Genomic DNA, 19112 nt, shown 5'->3' on the forward strand with positions numbered 1-19112 from the left:
GGGCATTTCGGCCTAGACACTCGTCTGAGTGTCGGACGTGCTGGCTAGTTTCCAGTATCGAGACGATGAACACGATAGACAGACATGTAACCCACCTGCTTGATGCGCGATCTCGTGCCTTTTTCAAGAGATCCCGATATCCCAACGCGATACAGTATGCAGAAGCCGCGATCGCTGTTTCTGTTTTCGATCCGCTTTACCAGACCGCTTTTAAAAGTATCTCGGCAGACAACGCGGGGCGATTGGCTGATGGAATGAAGCATCCTGTACGACATACGAGGAAACTTACGTCCTAAGTATTGGTGTAAGGTCGGGAACAACACTCACATCCAACTTCCGGAGCCGACCGTATCCCTGATGTCTGGTTTGGCTCAAAGTTCTGGTTTCAAAGAATGCTTCGCCCGGATTTTTCTCATCACCTCGGCTGACGATATGCGCGAGAGTTCGTTTCGTCCGGCAGCAGCCATTTCGATGTTGTTTGCCTCGCATAACGCTGCAAAAGTTACCATAACGCCGCCGACTTCCTGTTCAGGAATACCAGGGTCCCGAGCGTAAACATATTCAACGATTTGAAGTATGGTAGCCTTATCACACCCCAGAGACTGAGCCAGTTCCACAGTTTCTTCGAGAAACCGCCGATTTCTTTCCGCTCTATTGTTCGCCAGATCTCTTCCGAAACACTCAATCACCCAGTTCCAGACCCGCCTCTGGAAACGTACACCATTCAATGCTTCAGCTTCTTGCATCCCAGTCACAATGATCACCTTTGAAAAATTCAACTTGCAAACGTGTCAGAAAGAAATTTGTTACGAGAACAACGTCTGACCCGCATATTAAGATTGATGAAGTTTTGCAGAGTTCAATTTACTGAGCAATCTATGCTTGTTGACAGGATTCGAATGATCCCGGTGGCAACTGTTCGCCACCGAGGTTTCATATATCTACGGTCGTTCAAGCACGACTATTCCCGCTTGAGAGCTAACGCTTCCACTCAAGTTCCGGTCTGATCTGGTAATTGCTTTTCTCGCGGAGGAAGAAAGCTGCCAGCTTGAGAAAGGTCAGGCCACGGCAATACTGTTTCACCGCAAACCTTCCAGTTGCCCTCCTGCTTTCTAAGGCGTAGTTCATAAAATGCAGGGGTCGCTTTCTCACTCATCTGGCGAAAGAGAATGACAGTGGCTTCATCTCCCTGCGCTTCAATATGAAGAAATCGTTTTGTGGTAAGAAGAGGAAGTTCCCCTGCGTCTCGTCGTGACCGGAACTCCTCGAATATTCCCGCTTTCGAAAAGCGGGAGATTTCGCCATCTGGCGTCAACACAAGGAAAGCCAGATCTTCCGAATATAACTCTTCCATTTCGTCCATGCGATAATGGCTGCCCACTTCTGCCAGTTTCTCAACAAAAGCAGCAATTTCAGAATTATTCTGTGTCATAAATCCAGATCCCTTAAACAAGCGACATTCCGCCATCGACGTGGAGATCAATGCCATTGATGAAGCTGCTCGCCTGTGAAGCGAGGAACAGAGCGGCTCGTGCCAGTTCATCAGTTGTTCCCAATCTCCCTACGGGAATGGTTTCGGCCATCAACTTGAGAAACGGTTCGCGTTCGACGTCTGAGATTCCAAGTTTGCCCAGGATTTCAGTATCTGTGGGTCCTGGGCTGATAACATTTGCCCTGATACGTCTATGCTTGAATTCGAGAGCCCAGTTCTTCACAAATGCCACCGCAGCTGCCTTCGACCCGGCATAAACTGTATGATCAGGAAGGACCTTGGTTGCCGCCAGAGAACTGGTGACAATAATAGTGCCATCATCATTTATGAGAGGCGATAATGTCTGGACACCGAAGAAGACACCTTTTGTATTGATGTTGAAATGTCGATCATAAATATCTTCAGTCACTGCCTCAGACGCTTTAAGGTCGATGACACCGGCATTTGCAAAATAGATATCGAAAGTGCCGAAGCGATCGGAGATCTCATCTGCCACCCGTTTATGGTGGGAAAGATCGGAGACATCGCCGCAAATGCCAATGGCATTTCCGCCGATGTCTTTCAGTGCTGCGTTTAGAGCGTCCTGTCGGCGAGCAGTTATGACGACCTGTGCTCCATTCTCCACGAATAGTTTAGCAGTTGCTTTACCGATGCCACTGTTGCCGCCTGTGATAACGGCCACCTTGTCTTTGAGAAGACCCATATACTTTCTCCATATTGATCTGGAGGTAAAATATGGATTTGATCTGTGTTCCATTAGCCCATGGCTGGGTATTTCACTTTTGCTTCCGGAGTTCGAATGCCAAACCTTTTGAATGAAACCGCAGGCCTTCTGGCATTTGTGCGCACTGTGGAAGCAGGTTCCTTCAGTGCAGCAGCCCGGCTACTCAAGACATCCCCTTCAGTTATTTCCAGAAGTGTCGGACGACTTGAAAGACTCATCGAAGCGCGTCTCTTTCTAAGGTCGACGCGTGCTCTCGTACTGACTGCAGACGGACATTTTCTATTCGAGCGCCTGTCTCCCCTGCTTCGCGAACTCGATATTGCCGATGATGAAATCAATGCACGCAAGGAGATATCAGGTCGTGTCCGCTTCTCCATGTCTAGCGAACTTGCCCCGCTGTTCCTTGACACCATATTGTCCGGCTTTGCTAAGCGTTACCCGGGAATTCATCTTGAAATCGGCCTGACCGATCGTCACGTCGATATTATTCGCGAAGACTATGACGTGGCATTTCGAGTTGGAGCAATCGAGAATGGTGATTTGATCATTCGCCGACTGGCCGATTTTGAAATGATTATGGTCGGTTCTCCGGATTTTGCGAACAATCATGGTTTGCCTGGCACGATAAAGGAAGCCGCCAGGTTGCCCTTTGCAAGGTATATGGGCAATGGATACCCGAACGACGTAAAGCTGGATGATGGTACTCACTTCGTCCCACAAGGACGTGTCGATTGCGATTCAGGCCAGGCATTGAAAGCCGCTGCCAGACATGGTCTTGGTGCAGCTGTTGTGATGCGTTGTGTGGTTAAGGACGACCTCGAAAAAGGAACTCTGGTCGAAATTTCGAAAATGCTACCACTTCCGTCTATGCCGTTTCACGCTGTGCATGCCTATAAGCGCCTGGTTCCCATGCGTGTGCGCGTTCTTTGCGATATGGTCGAAAGCCGAGCAAAATCATTGGCTTCATCGTGAGGCCATATTTAGGTTTTCAGACAATCAGGACAGATTCTTCATCAAACCAGCCTTGGATCGATGTCGCGCTCTTTTTTCCGAACTCCGCCAATTGAAACGATCAATCTCCAGCAGGGTTTGTGTCATGCATTCTGAATCTGCGATGGCAGTGTTTCCCAAATCCTGATCAACTCCCCTATGGAAGATGCCTCCATCTTCCGCATGACATTTCCCCGATGAAGCTTGACAGTTACCTCACTGATCCCCAAGTCAAAAGCAATCTGCTTGTTAAGTCGCCCGCGTGCCACTTCTCGCAAGACCTCTCGCTCTCTGGGGGTCAATGTCTCATGATGCTCGATATTGCGTTTGACGATGACTGCGTGGGAACGTCGCTGCGCATCCATTTCTATTGCTGACGTAACCGCATCAAGCAATGTTTGATCTCGCACCGGCTTGGTCAGGAAATCTACTGCGCCAGCTTTCATTGCCTCGACAGTCATCGGAATATCACCATGACCCGTCAGGAAAATGATCGGTTTGGGATTGCCGCTTTGTGCCAATTGCCGCTGTAAATCCAACCCACTTGTGCCCGGCATGCGCACATCGAGGATTAGACAACCCGGTGCTTCCAGCAGGTCTGTTCCAATCAACTCGCGTGTAGAGGCAAAAGCTATGGGCCTGAGCCCTGCCGATAAGATCAACTCGAAGAGTGCCTCTCGTATGGCCTCATCGTCATCTACGATCACAACGAATGGCTGCTCCGCATCCGTTGCGCGTTTTGACGATTGCCCTGGTTTCAAATTGTGTGACTGCTGTTCAGTTCTCATGTCCACCCTCCATTCGACGCTTGTCTAATGCTTCACCAATTGCTGCAAGCAATGCCTGTCCATCGAACGGCTTCCTGAAGAAACCTGTTATTCCCTGAGCTCGCTCCTGGTCCGCTATTTCGTGCCTTCCTGTAATGAGAAATACAGGAATATCAGGACGAACCTTCTGAACTATTTCTCGCAATTCGAAGCCATTGATGTCCGGCATGCCGATGTCCGTTATAACGAGGTCTATGCCTCCAAGCCCCCGCGTTAACAGTGAGACGGGAGAAGAAAAACAGCGAGCCATGTACCCTGTCGACTCCAACAGATCTTCCATTGATTCCAGTAACCGTGAATCGTCGTCAACAACTGCAATTACGAGCTTGCTCTCGATCATAGTTCCTCCCCTTTTGATCTGCGCGAGTGGGTGATCGGTATTTTCAACCTCTCCGCGATGCGTACGAGATCAGGGAGCGACGCTGCCGCCATTTTTTGCATGACATTCCTTCTGTGGAGTTGCAACGTCACTTCGCTTATGCCGAGTTCGGCAGCTGCCTGCTTATTGAGGAGACCGCTCACGACTAACGGCATCACCTCTCGTTCTCGGGATGTGAGTTCTCCATAGCGCTGTCTCAGCAATTCGATTTCCGCCCGACTATTGCGTAGCTGTTGATCTTGTTCGATTGCCGCATTGATTGCCGCAAGGAGTTTTGCGTCACTGAAAGGCTTGGTCAGAAAATCGACAGCGCCCCGCTTCATTGCGCGAACAGAACTGGGAATATCGCCATGTCCAGTGATGAAGACGATGGGCGGATGTTCCTGCACCGAAATCTGTTTCTGCAGTTCCAGACCGTTAATATCGGGAAGTTCGACATCGAGCACGAGGCAAGACGGAACATCAGGCTTGTGAGCATTGACGTAATCTCTTGCCGATCCAAATGACATAGTGCGCATGCCATACGAAGCCAAAAGTTCCTCCAGGGCTTCGCGGATGCGCTCGTCGTCGTCTACAATGAATACCAACTGGCTAATGCTCATCACTTGTCGCCTTCGCCTCCACGGGGAGAGTAAAAATTAGCGCCGTTCCGTACGGCTCATTCTTTTCCGCCCACAGGCAACCACCATGTGCCTCGACAATCGAACGGGAAATCGCGAGTCCCATGCCCATTCCCTGTTCTTTCGTCGTAATAAACGGTTCGAATATTCTTTCCGGGGATGTAATTCCCACGCCCTGGTCGCTGATCTTTGTCTGAATGAAACCTCCGTCGCGAACCACCCTTATCGTCAAGTGGCGATCACGTGTGATGGCTTCCATCGCTTCAATGGCATTTCGAATGAGATTCAAAAGGACTTGCTGGATCTGGACCCTATCCGCCATCACATACGGTAAATCTGCCTCTATTTCGACGACGGTGCGGACACGCCAGCGCAGCAGCTCCTCCGTCATGAGCCCGCGCACCTCCGCGATGACGTCGTTCAGCGTGATTTTCTTTTTTGCGTCAGCCGACTGCCTGAATAGAGCTCGAATTCGACCGACAACGTCGGCGGCAGATGTGGCATCCCGTGTGATGCGTTCAACAGTCTTAAGGGCTCGTTCGGTGTTTGGCGGTTCGGCGGTGAGCCAGCGCCGACAGGCATGGGAATTGGCTACAATAGCCGCCAAAGGCTGGTTGACCTCGTGTGCGATCGACGCCGAGAGCTCTGCAAGGCTTGAGGCCTGGCTCGCTCGAGCTAATTTCTCATGTGTGAGACGAAGTTCATCCTGCGCTCGGACTTCGCGATCAATATCCAGACATATAACGTTCCACTGAACGATATTACCCTGTCCGTCGCGCATTGCTTCTGCCCGTGTCTCAACCCAGCGATATTGCCCATCGAAACGCCGTAAACGATGTCTACGTGCATATGGCTCCCCTGTAGCGAGTGAATGTGCGTATTGTTCTTTCACTCCAGCCAAATCGTCAGGATGCACTCCTGCATCAAGCGTTGCATTGAGCTTGCCGTCTTCGTCGAGCCTGTCGAGACCATAGCCGAGAAATTGGCTCAATCGGTCGCTCCGATAGACCGGTTCGCCGTTCGGATCAGCGCAGTCGATCATGACGGGTAAGGCTTCCACCAGACGCCAAAGTGACCGTTCCCTTTCCCGTAATGCTTCCTCCGCGCGCTTCCTCTGGGTTATATCGATGAATCCAACCAGACTTTTATCAGCCACTGCATCAGGTCGTGCAGTCGTAAAGAGGACATCGATGACGCGACCGTCCAGGCGCATTACTTTTGTTTCTTCCTGAAAAACCTCTTCTCCACGATAGCGCGCCTCTATCGAACGGCGAATCGTGTCCATGCCGGGCTGCCAATAACGGGTGGCGGAACCACGCATTTCGTTGGCATTTTGGGCCCCAAACATTTCGAGAATATGCTGATTAACCTCTTCGACTTCCAGAGCCTCGACAGCCCGTGTTAGAAATTCTGGATGCTCGTCTATATAGTCGCGCAAGTCGTTCACCCCTTGCGCCCGCAATTCATTGAACAGAAGAACAAGTTTTTTGGCGTCGACCTGGGTGAGGCCGATCGGCATGTACTGAAAAAGATCGCGATAACGGCGCTCGCTGTGTCTGAGGGCGTCCTCGGCTTTAACCTGATCATCAATGTCGGTAGATAGACCATACCATTGGATTATGCGTCCATCATCGTCTCGCAGTGGATCTGCCTGTCCGGCAACCCAGCGATATACGCCGTCAGCCCGGCGAAGTCGGTATCTCATCGAAAAGCGTTCGCCAGTGGCGATGCTGTGGTTGAGCGCCTGGGATACCCGCCCCACGTCGTCGGGGTGTGTCGTGCTTTCCATGATGGCTGCCAGACGTTTTGGCCCCATCTTTTCCGCGTCCTCCACATCCATACCGAAGAAATCAATCAAACGCCTGTTGAAGTAATTCGGCTCTCCTTCCGGGGTAAGGCGCCAGATAAAGCTCGGCACCATATCGACGAGCATTGAAAGCTCGCGCTCCCGATCAGACAGGGATTTTTGGGCAGTTACCAGATCGTCGATATCGACGCAGACACCATACCACTGGACGATCGCGCCGGTTTCGTCTCGCAACGGTTCGGCGCGGGTTTCGGTCCAGCGATAATTGCCGTCAGAACGCAACTGTCGGTATCTTTGAACATACGGTTCATGCGTCGTCAGGGAACGATGAATGGCATCTCTTGCCTTGTGAATATCATCTGGATGGATGACACTGAGATTGGGAGACTTGTCGACTGCGGTGATATCCTCGAGCGTCGCGCCTGTTACTTCGGTAAACCGCTTGTTGACATAAGTTGGCGACCCCTTTTCCGAAATCGTCCAGACGAGTGCAGGGACTGTGTCTATCAGCTGTTGCAGGCTTTGTTCCCGCTCGCGTAACGCAGTTACGGTTTTCTTATATAGATCATTATCGAGTGCAATACCGTACCAGCCTGAGATTTGCCCATTGCCGTCGCGTACGGGCCTGGCGGCGGTTCTTGCCCAGACATACACATCGTTGGCCCGTCGAAAGCGGAATTCTACGTTAAAGTCATCTCCGGTCGCCAGGCAGTGACGCCATTTTTCCGCAACTTCTTCATAATCATCAGGATGTAGTACTCGTTTCCACGCAGTATGGCCTTCATCTACAGCAGCATTAAGATAATCCAGGGTGACACCGAGAGAACTCTGTGCGAATGGATGGAGGAATATCCATCTTCCTGCTGCGTCAAACGCCCAACCATTGCCGAAAATGCTCTCCACAACCTTGGCCGAACGCATCGGCTCTGTCTCATCATTTCCAAGCAACTCGGCCGCTGTTTGTTTAGGAGGGTCTTGCTCGGTGACCAGGTCTCCGATATCCACGCTGACGCTATAGCCTGGCTCCGACCGGGTCTCGATCCTGCGATACGTCCCATCGGCCTGGCGTTGGCGGTGTCGGGTGATTTGCGGAACACCGGTCCAGAATGCACGAGCGGCGGCATGAGATGCGGATATCCTGTCGTCCGGATGGGTAAGATCAAGTGTTTCTGGTTGATCGGAACGCGCTTTTCTGTCCAACGCCAAGTTCGTTACAAGGTTGAAGCGCTCGCTGTCAATTGATGGGACATCGGCATTGATTATGGTTCCATACCAGCCACGGATTTTACCCTGCTTATCCCGCAAAGCTTGTCCGGAACTGCGACACCATCGATAAGCGCCGCTCGAACTTAAAAGCCGATGTTCGTAACTATATTTTTCACCGGTACGCAATGACCTGAGCCATATTGCCGCAAAACCATCAAGGTCATCGGGATGGATAAGTTTTGACCAGCCATATAAAGCCCTACCGATCGGTTTATTGGATTGCTCCAATGAAGACTGGACAAGGGAAAGCAGCTCTTCGGTCAGATAAATAACCGCGCCATCTTTATCGGTCGCCCAGGCGATCCCCACCACACGTTCAACAATTTGCGCAGCTTCAATAGCGTAAATATGATCGTCTTCATCCGATATAGAAGTAAACGTCATTTGCCGCAGCCTTTTCAGCATTCACCGATGATCATCATGCTCAGTTTAACCTGAACTCTCTCGATCTGCATGCTATGGAAATCTATAGGAGCTTGACTTATTTTTGATGGAACTGACCCGACGGGTTAAGGGTTGCCAAACATTGGCAAGGCAATCTCCTTATCGCCGATCGACCGGCTAGTGAACTCCGATGGAGTGTTTATTCTATTCAGTAACGCTAGTATATTTATTACAACTTTTTGTATTTGTTGTCTTTTTCTGGATTCTCGGAAGAGCGTATTTGTTGCTGCATTCGGCGTGGCGTCGTACCAAGGATGCGACGAAAAGCATAAATAAAGGCGCTTTCAGAGCCGTACCCCAGTTGGGCAGCCACAGACGCAATTGTCATATTCGGTCGCGCCAGCAGTTTGTGCGCCTGCATCATACGCCAGCGCAAAATATACTCCATCGGACTATTTCCGACAGCGGCACGGAACCGTGCCGAGAACTGGGACCGTGAAAGATGGCTGATGCCTGCAAGTTCATCCAGCCGCCAATTGTGCCCTGGGTCCCGATGGATCGCCATCAATGCACCGCCAATTCTGGGATCTGAGAGGGCAGAGAGCCAACTGCGATCAGTCATAACGGGCAGACTACGTATCAGTTCAATAAAAATCATCTGCATGATCGGAATAGCCATCGCTGCACCGCCGGGAACATCGCCGGCGAGCTCTTCTTCCAGTCTGTTGGTGAGCCAGTGAAGACGTTCCGCTACAATGCTTTCCGCTCGAATCACGACGATCGATGGTAAGATTTCTCGCAGAAGTTCGCTGTTTAAAGGCAGATCCATGCGACCACTATGGCAAAGGAACCCCGGCCCCGCGCCACCGCCCAGCTTTGCATGGTTCTTGTAGGCTTTCTGCGAAAAGACTTCAGCCGCTGGAATGGGCGGACAATTCAGATCACTCCCGATGACAAAGGGGATATCCGGGCCGATCAGGAAACAGTCTCCTGCAGCAAGCATCAATCGCTCACCTTGCACTTCCAGAAAACAACTACCTTGCCTGATGATGTTGCATTTCAAGGCACTTACAGGAGGCACGTCGATTGCCCAACGCCCGCAAGCCTCAAGTCCGACGGACATAGTCGCGCTGGCTTCAATCAAATTCAGCAGCTGGGAAAGGGGATCGTTGAACATCACAACCGGCCAATATCTACATTAAACAAGCCATTTGACTATAGATTTTCTTGTCATCGATTTCTACCTTTTCAAGGCACAATCAGGAGAAGAATATGCAGCACGGTCAAACGCCGCTCGGCACCCCATTCGGCCCATGTACTACTGCCCAAGAGGTTATTCGCGATATCGACCTCACAGGTAAGACTGCCGTTGTGACAGGCGGCGCGTCAAATCTAGGCCTTGAAACGGTGCGTATTCTGGCATGGAGAGGGGCCCGTGTGATCGTTCCGGTGCGCGACATTGGCACCGCCGGCAAGATGCTATGCAATATTCCAAATGTTGAACTATTCACGATGGATCTCCTTGATCCCGCCTCTGTTCGCAGCTTTGCGGATAAGTTTGTCATTGAGCATGGCTCCCTGGACATTCTGATCCTCAGCGCGGGAGTGATGGCCACTCCTCTATTTCGCGATGCAGAAGGCCATGAAGGCCAGTTTGCGACTAATCATCTTGGTCACTTTCGCCTGACCGCGGCCTTGTGGCCTGCTCTTTGCGCGGCCAAAAATGCGCGCGTCATCGTACTGTCCTCACGGGGACATCAGTTGGGCGGACTTGCGCTCGAAGATCTTGATTTCGTGCAACGCCCCTACGACAAATGGCTCGCCTACGGTCAAGCCAAGACAGCCAATGCGCTCTTCGCCGTTGCAGTTGATGCACGTGGTATCAATCATGGTGTGAGGGCATTTTCGGTACATCCCGGCTCGATACTCGGTCCATTAGCGCGTCACCTCAGTCGGGAGGAAATCGACTCCTTCGGCGCAATCGATAATAACGGCCAACCAGTCATAGATCCGGATCGCGATATGAAGACACCACAGCAAGGCGCTGCCACGACAATCTGGTGCGCTACCGCGCCCGAGTTGGCGGGTATTGGGGGGGTTTATTGCGAAAACTGCGATATCGCACGGGTAGAAAGACAAGAGCGTTTTGGCGTTCGACCTTTTGCAATCGATCCCGATATCGCAGAGGCATTGTGGGCCGAAAGCGTGAGGCTGACCGGATACTTCTACTAAGGCAGCGCCTGGAACACCAGGCAAGATCTTCGATAACAAGGCTTGGTACCAGCTCGGGGCAACATTGCCTTTTTGACATAGCCCCCAAGAGGGAAAGTGCTTCTTCGTCCTCTTCAATTCGGTTTGGCAACCTGCGATCGAAACCAGAACCTGACACATCAAAATGCAAGAGGTCAAAATACAAAGGAGCGCCTTGTCTTGGTAGTGCAAACTTGGCCTTCCGACTTGCAAGTCAAGGCGAACGGGCAGCTTGGATTAAGTCCGCGTGGGCAACCCGTTCGTTCTTGAGCCGTTTCAATGACACCACCTTCCCTGCAGGACGAATGAATTCGGGAGCGAGTTTCCCCGGGACGGGAGGACTGCTCGCTCTCCTTCATCTGCTGCCTGGATGAAGTCATGAAAGATTTTGCTGGGATATACATATTCTTCCTCCTCCTCTTAAGGTCAGAGCCGCTAATCATTGGTGGTGAGGTTGGTTTCATCAGTGTCAACGATGAAGATCGCCAAAAGGCGGGCACGCCTGGTCGGACTAACGTTTTCACTAACATTGTGTCGATCACCCGGAAATTCCGAGAAACTCTGACCTGCGTGATAGGTAATAACCGGACCATCATTGACCTGGCTACGGATAGCTCCTTCCAGAACCGTCGCGTAAATGAAGGCAGAAGCAGGATGGGTATGAGCAGGCGAAGTACCGCCCGGTTCATATTCCACGAGCACGCCCTTCATGCTCTTTCCCGGCACATTCGGAAGCACCTGGTCGTAAATGACCGTTACTGTGGATGTTTCACTGGCCTGTTCATGGGCAAACCCCGTCGAAATCGGAATAGTGGTTGCCAACGCAATGCGGATAAACGTCTTGATCATGGTGGGCTCCTGTCATGTCTGCAAGAAATGGAGTGACACGCAAACCGGCCCCGCCTGCCAAACGTGTCCCAGGGTCATAGTTCCTTGTAGGAGATTTATTTACGGCGGTAGTTGCCCGAGCGCCTAATGTCCGGAAGCTGCTTCCTCTATCAGCGCAGCGACTTCTTCCGGATGCGAGATCATTACCACGTGGGAAGCTCCATCTACGACAACAGTTTTTACTGTGCCCGCACGTTTGGCCATGAATTCCATTGCGGCCGGCGGTATGTTTCGATCCTGCGTTCCATAGATCGAATAGGACGGCAACCTCTTCCACGAGGGGAAACCAGATTTCTCCTCCAGTGCCGCTTGTGCGACCGGACGTTGGGTGGCCGCCATCAAAACGGACCGATCTTCGGATAGATCCGCTGCAAACTGATCATGGAAACGGTCCGACCGAATGAAGAGATCACGTTCACCCCGCTCCTGCTCTACTGAAAAAATCGCATCCGCTAATGTACTGCCGGGAAACTTTTTTGAAAGGCCAAGGCTCGTTTCACCTCGATCTGGTGCGAACGCAGAAACATAGACGAGCGCAGTCACGTTGGGATTACCGTTAGCGGCTTCTGTGATAACGGGACCACCATAGGAATGTCCGACGAGGACAACCGGCCCCGATATTGATCGAATAACTGCGGAGACAGTTGCCGCATCTGCCATGACGCCCCGAAGCGGATTTGCGGCAGCTATCGCCTTATAACCGTCGCGCTTGAGCCGAGAGATAACTTCGTTCCAGCTCGAGGACTCTGCAAAGGCACCATGAACAAGAACTATGGTGGGTTTGGAATGGGCAAACGCTGGCTGTGCAATAGTTCCAGAAAAAAACATTACTGCAAAAGTCAGGATTTTTGTCAGTTTCTTCATCTCTTACTCCAACAACTTCTTCTTACAAGTTGTTGTCAACTATGTTCTATCTTCCCAGCATCTCCTATCGAACAGTAGGATCTGTCCGATTGTACCAAGGTCTAGGTTCAGCACATCGTTGCGATGATCATCCGATTAATTGTGGCCACTCCAAGAGATCCGGTACGGCTTCGAGCCTTGATAATACCATACACCATATGGATTAATGCCGTAACGAACTGTCTCGGCTATTCAATCGCCGATTGGTTACTATGCATCATGATAGATCAACCCTTTCGATTAGATGATCGTCAAGTGATTAATAAGCTCCTACCGTCGAATTGTGCAGATCGCACAACGGAAACATTGGAGAACCACAATGAAAGCGATAATTCTAACCGCCGCAGCACTTCTTCTTTCGAGTGGAAGTGTCCTTGCCCAAAGTGACCATATCGGATCGGATTGGCAATATCCATCAACGAGAACCGATAGCCGTCCAACGTCATCTGTAAAGCAGGTGCGTGCTGGCCACGGCCCAGATGCTCCCAAGACCGTATACAAACCAATCAGCTCCACCCAGGAACCAGGTCGGTTGCTGTGGGGCCAATGATAAAACAACAAAATATGGTTAGACTGAGGATCGGCATTGCCGATCCTAATTTTTATCAATAAGGCTAAGCAACTAGCGCCGCCATTTCTTGAAGAACGATCGGACCTACCGCAACTGATGCGCTGTTAGAAATAGCTTCATTACTGGTAGATCCAAACCAGTTTCGTTTGACACATTCACGTCCCTTCCAACTTCGACAACAAGTAATGCCGAGCGCCACTGGAGTTGTCCCTGGAAATGGAAATGACCAGATTTCTGATTGAAGCTGTAGAACCGGACGAGGTGAGCCGCAAAATCATTCCGTCGCGGTTATCCCTGTTTGATGATCGCATCAGGAAAGCTGGGTGGTCGAGAACCCTATATTTATTAACTTCGTAGTCTCGATCATATGCACGGTGCGATTATGCCGTACTGCATTTTGGGAAGGTGGGTTCAAGCTTGAAGTGCGACTTGCAGAACGGTTTCAATTAATACGCTAAATCCGTTAAAACGCAGTCGTTTCTACTTAACAAAATCAGTATTCATATCTGGCTTTTAGAAAGGTTACACCCACCGTCCGTACACATGTGATTGCACCAAAGTATTGCTGTTCCCGTTACCCAGCACAATGGAACTGAATGCCGGTTTTGAACATAGTAGGCCATCTTCAGCCAGAAAGGGAGGCAAATACGATGTCGCCTATTCCCTCATACACTACCAGGCCAGAAGCGATTAAAGGTCTGCTGGTGGTTGAAAGAATGATCAATGTGAGTGTGTGGCAGCATCCGTTGAGCGGATTGGTGCGGTTGCGGGTCTCACAGATGAGTGGCTGCGCATCCTGCGTGAAAACGAGTGTGGTGGAAGCCCGCGCGAATGGTGAAGCAGAGATGCGTTTATTCATGGTCAGCGCTTGGCGAAAATCAATTCTCTATAGTGTCAAGGAGCGAGCAGCCCTCGCATTGACCGAAGCACTCATCAATGGTGAAAAACGTGAAGAACTGCGAGGCGATCAAGAACTGATCAAAACGCAATTGAAGGATTACGAAATTGTCAATCTGACGGTGATGGTTGGTGCTATCAATCTGTGGATCCGCCTGCAAATCGCCGCTCGCGCGGTTCAGGTCACCCAGCCGTCAGTCTGAGCGACTACCTGACACTATCTGTCGGGCCTGGAACGTATATCCTCCCACGTTTGTCGCTCAATTGGCGGATCGCTGCGTCCCTCCCGCGCAGCGATCCGCATTCCGTTGTATCACGGCTGAGAGCCCATCAGCGTCGGCATTCAAGATGTACAGATAATCCATCCGGTAAGCGCTGGTGTTCTGTCTGATTAATTTATCTCTCAATGCCTCCGGCAGGCATTGTCCCCTTACCCAGCTGACCGATAATCCACGTACTCTTCAGGTCATGAAAGTCGTTTTGCCGTTTGGAAAGATAAGCAGACAACATATCAGGCACAGATCAAATCCAGATCCTCCCCGGAAGCTGAGGAGCAGGGACTTCCTCGAAAGCTTGGCGGTCGTTATCTATATTGGAATGAATGGAAACCATCCGTTCTTTGACAAACAGGCTCCTGAACGACTGAGCACAGAGCAACCCCTATCCATACATTGGATAGGTCGCTGGTTGTGTCCAGGAAGATTTTCTTTCACGAGATGTGCTGATATCCGACACGATAAAAAATACCGGGCACACTGGCGAGAGTGTGCCCGGAAAATCCTCATCATAAAAGCAATCAGTAATCCCAGAAAACGGGCACCCAACGATAAGCGTCACCGTCGACCGCAACGCGTCCCACGGATGGAAACGGTAGATGGGTCGCCACCAGTTGTTCACCGGTTTCGGCGAGCTCGGTTAAAAGACGTACACGAACGCGGGCTGCTTCCTCGGGGTCATGTTCAAAACCGTTATACCAGTCTGGGTGGTCAAATCCGACAGCAAAGATGGCATCGCCAGCAAAGGTCAGTCGATCTTCACCCGATGCAAGACGAACCACACAGTGTCCTGGGGTATGTCCACCAGTGCGATAGGCCATCACACCCGCTGCCACTTCGCATTGCTCATCAAACAGGCACAGTTGATCCCGATACTGCTCGACAAATCGTTTGGCAGTTGCCCTGAGCGCATCCGGAAAGCCATCGGGCATGTGAGCGTATGTAAAATCCGGTGCTTCCCAGAACTCAACTTCTGCGGCCGCCACATGAATCCGCAGATCAGGACGCAATCTTTCCTTTACGCCCTCGACAAGAAGACCACCGATATGATCCATATGCATATGGGTGAGAACCACGTCAGTGACCGAAGCAAGATCAATACCGGCACCGGCCAGTCGCTTGACCAACTGTCCCGCGCGCGGCAAGTTGAGGTCAGGATCGAGACCCAATCCAGCGTCGACGAGGATCGTCTGATCACCGCTACGCACCACGACCACGTTCAGCGACCAATCAAACGAATCCGGTGGCAGATACATATCGTCAAACCATTCTGCTCGTACGTCCGGGTCAATGTTGTGCCCCAACATTTCGGTTGGAAGAGGCAACACACCATCGCTGATGACCAGAACGTCAATCTCACCGATGCGCAATGCATAGCGGGAGGGCACCAGTTCGTCGGGTTCTGATTTGCTCAAGTTGGTTTCGTGTTTCATAAGGCGTCTCCGTTTTCACCCATTTGACGGGCGTTGTTGGAAAAGGTGCACTCATATTTGCCATTGCATGTTGGAACAGTTTCATGATCTCGCCGGTTCAAGGATCACTTGCAATGGCAATTTGCCGTAGGACCGCCGAATGCAATTCTGCATCAACATGCATGCGATCTTCCACCGAAAGCGATCGAGTGCTTATCGCTTGCATGGCCATGATGTACGAGAACGGCGACGAATGGCTATTGATCGGAAGTGTCTCGATTACACACTTTATGTCTAATACTCGCCACACCTAGGTATAGGAGTTATGTTCCAGCCGGTTGCCTGGAGAATATTACAACGAACGAATAGAATAGCGCGACACGAGCTATTCAAGAAATTCGACTATCAAGCCGCGCATCGGTTACCGGTATCGAATCCGCTTGGCGATCCAGCCCGATGCAACGACTTGGCGCTCCAAGCGCAAGATTGCTTTGGCAATAGAGCAAAGGTAATTTCAGTAATTTACTGCACCGACCATGCGTCAGCGATAATACTGACAATTACTCCTGAGACGTAACAACGGTTAACAGCCGGGGCTATGAATAGTGGCGGTCGTGCTTGCTCATTGAGCGCTTAACCTGCCCTCGCACTAGTTGTCAACGCTTGTGGCGCTCTTGTAACCTTGGACAGGGCTAGCGGTGGATATGTCCTTGTCTTGATAATCCACAGAAGTTGAATGCGAGCCCTTTTTGGCGCTCGCCATTCGCGTCAAGATAATCTTGGTAACGATCAGTGTCGGCGCAGCAAAAACGAAAAGCAATGCAATCGTGAAAAATGCCGTATCGAAAGCGATTACCGTAGACTGGTACGCGACAGCCTTGCTCAATAACGCCTTGGACGCCTGATTTGCAGCAGCCGTAGTCATCCCGCGGGCCTCGAGAACTGCCACACTTGTTCCTAACCGATCGCCTACAGCAGAATATCCAGCTGTGATATGGCTGGCGAGCACAGATACATTGCCTGCGATATTCCGCGTCATAAGAGACTGAAGACAAGCTATTCCCAGAAGACCGCCAAACTGGCGGCCAGTATTGAAGATGCCGATTGCGGCAGGGAGACTACGTGCACTCATCCTACTGAATGCGATCAACGTAATAGACAGAAATAGAAAGCCAAGGCTCAAGCCCCGCAGGAGAACGGCGTTCAACATGTCGTCCATTCCGCTGTCGCCTGCGGAGCCTGACAGGAGCCACATAGCGATCATGATCATCACGATCCCGAAGGGTACGGTGACAATTGGAGAGACGCCCAGACTCTGGAATACGAAGGCAGACAAGAAAAGCGAAAATACAAAAGGTATACTACTGGCGAGCAAAAGAATACCGGTATCCGTTGGCGTGAAAGCCAGGACCGAGATTGCAAAACTCGGAATCAAATAAGTGCTTCCAAACAATGCCGCACCAGCTACAAAACTTACTATGAATGCGAACGTAAAATCGACGGACCTGAAAACACTGAGCTCGAGCAGTCCTTCATCCTCAGGCCGGCTCGCTTGGTGACCGATAAACAGGCAAAGCGTCACCACACCTATTCCGGTCAGCCACCGGATGCGACCTTCATCGAACCAGTTCCAGCGGTCGCCCTGGTTGAGCACATAGACGAGGCAGAAAAGCGTGATTGATGCCAGTAGAAGGCCACTCCAGTCAAAGCGCCTATAGGGAATATAGGTGCCAATGGTTTCTTCTGATAGGAGAACAAGCCCGGCTGCCAGCAATCCGATAGGAACTACTGAGAAAAAAATCCACGTCCAAGAATAGCTGTCCAATAGCCATCCTTGCAGTGCCGGTACGAGGGTCGCCGGTGCAACCACAGCCCCTGTTGCAAACAAGGCTTGTAGAACAGGCTGGCGAGAAGGCGAAAAGTCTCGAAAGATAACGGTTTGTCCGATTACCAGTAGGAGACCTCCCGAAAACCCCTGAAATGCGCGCAGAACAATCAGCAAATCCAGTCGGGTCGTCAAGGCAGTGGCCGCACTTGCCAATGTTATCATCACAGTCGCCGCAACAACGATAATCCGCAAATTAACGGTCGTCGCAATCCAAGATGCCATAAGGAACGCGATCATCTTCAGTGTCGTATATCCGATGTCGAGCCAGGCGAATTCGTCGGGAGTAGCGTATACATCACCGATTATATGACCTTTGCCAAGCGTCAAAGCGGTACCCGCAATCGCCTCAGTCAAAGTGGCAATCACAATGCCCGCGAGGAGGAGGCATCCTGTATTCTGCCTGGTTTGGCTCGAGACGCTTGGGGGAGAGAGCATCAATTCTCACTCCCCAAATCGATCTTGACCGCGCGGAAAGTCCAGGAACCAGACGGCCGGGAAGTGGATTCTGAACAAGTTTGATCTTGACTGGAACACGTTGCACGACGCGGACGAAATTGCCAGTAGCATTATCAGCGGGCAGGAGACTGAAGGCCGATCCGCTACCTGGTGCAAAGCTGTCAACTTTTCCCTCGATAATTGTTCCTGGATAGGCGTCGACCGTTACCTGGGCCCACTGACCGGGTTGAATATTCTCAATCTGTGTTTCCTTGAAATTTGCGACAATCCATACGTCCTTGATTGGGACCAGATCGATCAGTGAAGCTCCAGGGGATACCAGGCGTCCGACGCGAACCTGACGGTTACCAATAACGCCGTCAAAGGGAGCACGGACGACTGTATTGTCGAGATCAATTCGGGCCAGGTCACGGGCAGCCCTGGCTTGAAGCACAGCAGCCAGGGCTGCTTCCTTTTGTGTGGTGAGAACCTTGATACGTGTTTCTTGTGCCTCCAGCGCGGCTTGAGCGCCTAATAAGCCAGCCTCTGCTTTTGACCTCGCAGCGTCACTTTCATCGACCTGAGCTCTGCTGACCGAATTTGTGCGAACAAGTTCACGCTGTCGCTGAGACGCTTTGACCGCGAGAGCAAGATCTGCCCCTGCTGCCCGTTTCTGTGCCGTCGCCTGCTTGACCAGAATATGCTGAAGCTGGATCTCCGCCTCAACATTTTCGATATGTGCCTGTGCCGCCTGCACATTTGCTTCAGCCTGCGCCAGACGTGCGCGGAAATCCCTGTCATCGATTCTGAACAGAACATCATTTGCTCGTACAGTCTGGTTGTCGGCTACATCAACCACGGTGACATATCCGGTCACCTTCGATGCGATTGCAGTCGTATTACCGCGAACATAGGCATTGTCCGTTGTCGTCCGCTCGCTCGAGCGCGCCCACGCCCAGCCTCCCGCAGCGGTTGCAATCGCGCTGAGACAAAACACCAGACCAACGATTTTTTTCTTCTTCCAGGTCATCATCTTGTGCACCAAAGGGTAATTGTCGTTACCGTTGACGGTTATGGTAATGTAGGTTACCGGTCAAGCGGAAG

16 protein-coding genes are annotated in these 19112 nt (G+C 51.3%); 3 read left to right on the forward strand and 13 right to left on the reverse strand.

Annotated features, from left to right (window positions below):
• Positions 1-371 precede the first annotated feature (371 nt).
• From LJ361_RS09955 to LJ361_RS09965, 3 genes are all read right to left on the reverse strand, one after another.
• Positions 372-746, reverse strand: coding sequence for a hypothetical protein (locus LJ361_RS09955; RefSeq protein WP_264813439.1), 375 nt, complete (start codon positions 744-746; stop codon positions 372-374).
• Positions 747-991: 245 nt separating this feature from the next.
• Complete coding sequence (locus LJ361_RS09960) at positions 992-1432, reverse strand: hypothetical protein (RefSeq protein ID WP_121986413.1); 441 nt, start codon at positions 1430-1432, stop codon at positions 992-994.
• Positions 1433-1445: 13 nt separating this feature from the next.
• Entirely contained in the window at positions 1446-2195 is a 750-nt protein-coding gene (locus tag LJ361_RS09965; protein WP_151653842.1) for an SDR family oxidoreductase, read from the reverse strand.
• Positions 2196-2291: 96 nt separating this feature from the next.
• Between LJ361_RS09965 and LJ361_RS09970 the strand changes: the two genes are divergently transcribed.
• Positions 2292-3188 carry a LysR family transcriptional regulator gene (locus LJ361_RS09970; protein ID WP_264813592.1) on the forward strand — a complete coding sequence of 299 codons (897 nt, stop codon included), beginning with the start codon at positions 2292-2294 and terminating at the stop codon, positions 3186-3188.
• A gap of 122 nt (positions 3189-3310) precedes the next feature.
• Here LJ361_RS09970 and LJ361_RS09975 read toward each other — a convergent pair whose 3' ends face one another.
• The 5 genes from LJ361_RS09975 to LJ361_RS09995 all read right to left on the reverse strand — a co-directional run bounded on the left by LJ361_RS09975 (position 3311) and on the right by LJ361_RS09995 (position 9666).
• The gene (locus LJ361_RS09975) at positions 3311-3994 is read right to left on the reverse strand and encodes a response regulator transcription factor (protein WP_036588380.1); all 684 of its coding nucleotides are present in this window, start codon (positions 3992-3994) and stop codon (positions 3311-3313) included.
• Complete coding sequence (locus tag LJ361_RS09980) at positions 3984-4373, reverse strand: response regulator (protein ID WP_043062836.1); 390 nt, start codon at positions 4371-4373, stop codon at positions 3984-3986. The genes LJ361_RS09975 and LJ361_RS09980 overlap by 11 nt, the downstream gene beginning before the upstream one ends.
• Entirely contained in the window at positions 4370-5014 is a 645-nt protein-coding gene (locus tag LJ361_RS09985; RefSeq protein WP_036588374.1) for a response regulator transcription factor, read from the reverse strand. Before LJ361_RS09985 ends, LJ361_RS09980 begins: the two co-directional genes overlap by 4 nt.
• The gene (locus LJ361_RS09990; RefSeq protein WP_264813442.1) at positions 5004-8489 is read right to left on the reverse strand and encodes a PAS domain-containing protein; all 3486 of its coding nucleotides are present in this window, start codon (positions 8487-8489) and stop codon (positions 5004-5006) included. The genes LJ361_RS09985 and LJ361_RS09990 overlap by 11 nt, the downstream gene beginning before the upstream one ends.
• 229 nt (positions 8490-8718) lie before the next feature.
• Entirely contained in the window at positions 8719-9666 is a 948-nt protein-coding gene (locus tag LJ361_RS09995) for an AraC family transcriptional regulator (RefSeq protein ID WP_112701735.1), read from the reverse strand.
• Positions 9667-9761: 95 nt separating this feature from the next.
• Here LJ361_RS09995 and LJ361_RS10000 point away from each other — a divergent pair, with 95 nt between their 5' ends.
• The gene (locus LJ361_RS10000; protein ID WP_010660371.1) at positions 9762-10721 is read left to right on the forward strand and encodes an SDR family NAD(P)-dependent oxidoreductase; all 960 of its coding nucleotides are present in this window, start codon (positions 9762-9764) and stop codon (positions 10719-10721) included.
• Positions 10722-11174: 453 nt separating this feature from the next.
• Here the strand turns inward: LJ361_RS10000 and LJ361_RS10005 are convergent, their stop codons facing one another.
• Positions 11175-11588 carry a cupin domain-containing protein gene (locus LJ361_RS10005; protein WP_036588366.1) on the reverse strand — a complete coding sequence of 138 codons (414 nt, stop codon included), beginning with the start codon at positions 11586-11588 and terminating at the stop codon, positions 11175-11177.
• Between the two features lie 123 nt (positions 11589-11711).
• Entirely contained in the window at positions 11712-12491 is a 780-nt protein-coding gene (locus tag LJ361_RS10010; RefSeq protein ID WP_264813446.1) for an alpha/beta fold hydrolase, read from the reverse strand.
• Between the two features lie 1260 nt (positions 12492-13751).
• Between LJ361_RS10010 and LJ361_RS10015 the strand changes: the two genes are divergently transcribed.
• Positions 13752-14201 (forward strand): carboxymuconolactone decarboxylase family protein, encoded by a 450-nt coding sequence (locus LJ361_RS10015; RefSeq protein ID WP_036588363.1) that lies wholly within the window; start codon positions 13752-13754, stop codon positions 14199-14201.
• Positions 14202-14794: 593 nt separating this feature from the next.
• On the opposite strand, the gene LJ361_RS10020 is transcribed toward LJ361_RS10015, so the two are convergent.
• The 3 genes from LJ361_RS10020 to LJ361_RS10030 form a co-directional block, all read right to left on the reverse strand.
• Positions 14795-15706 carry an MBL fold metallo-hydrolase gene (locus LJ361_RS10020; RefSeq protein WP_036588360.1) on the reverse strand — a complete coding sequence of 304 codons (912 nt, stop codon included), beginning with the start codon at positions 15704-15706 and terminating at the stop codon, positions 14795-14797.
• A gap of 628 nt (positions 15707-16334) precedes the next feature.
• Complete coding sequence (locus LJ361_RS10025) at positions 16335-18008, reverse strand: DHA2 family efflux MFS transporter permease subunit (protein ID WP_264813593.1); 1674 nt, start codon at positions 18006-18008, stop codon at positions 16335-16337.
• Complete coding sequence (locus LJ361_RS10030) at positions 17920-19041, reverse strand: HlyD family secretion protein (protein ID WP_413775047.1); 1122 nt, start codon at positions 19039-19041, stop codon at positions 17920-17922. The genes LJ361_RS10025 and LJ361_RS10030 overlap by 89 nt, the downstream gene beginning before the upstream one ends.
• Positions 19042-19112: the final 71 nt, after the last annotated feature.

This window comes from Brucella sp. JSBI001 (assembly GCF_026014005.1).
GTDB lineage: Bacteria > Pseudomonadota > Alphaproteobacteria > Rhizobiales > Rhizobiaceae > Brucella > Brucella anthropi.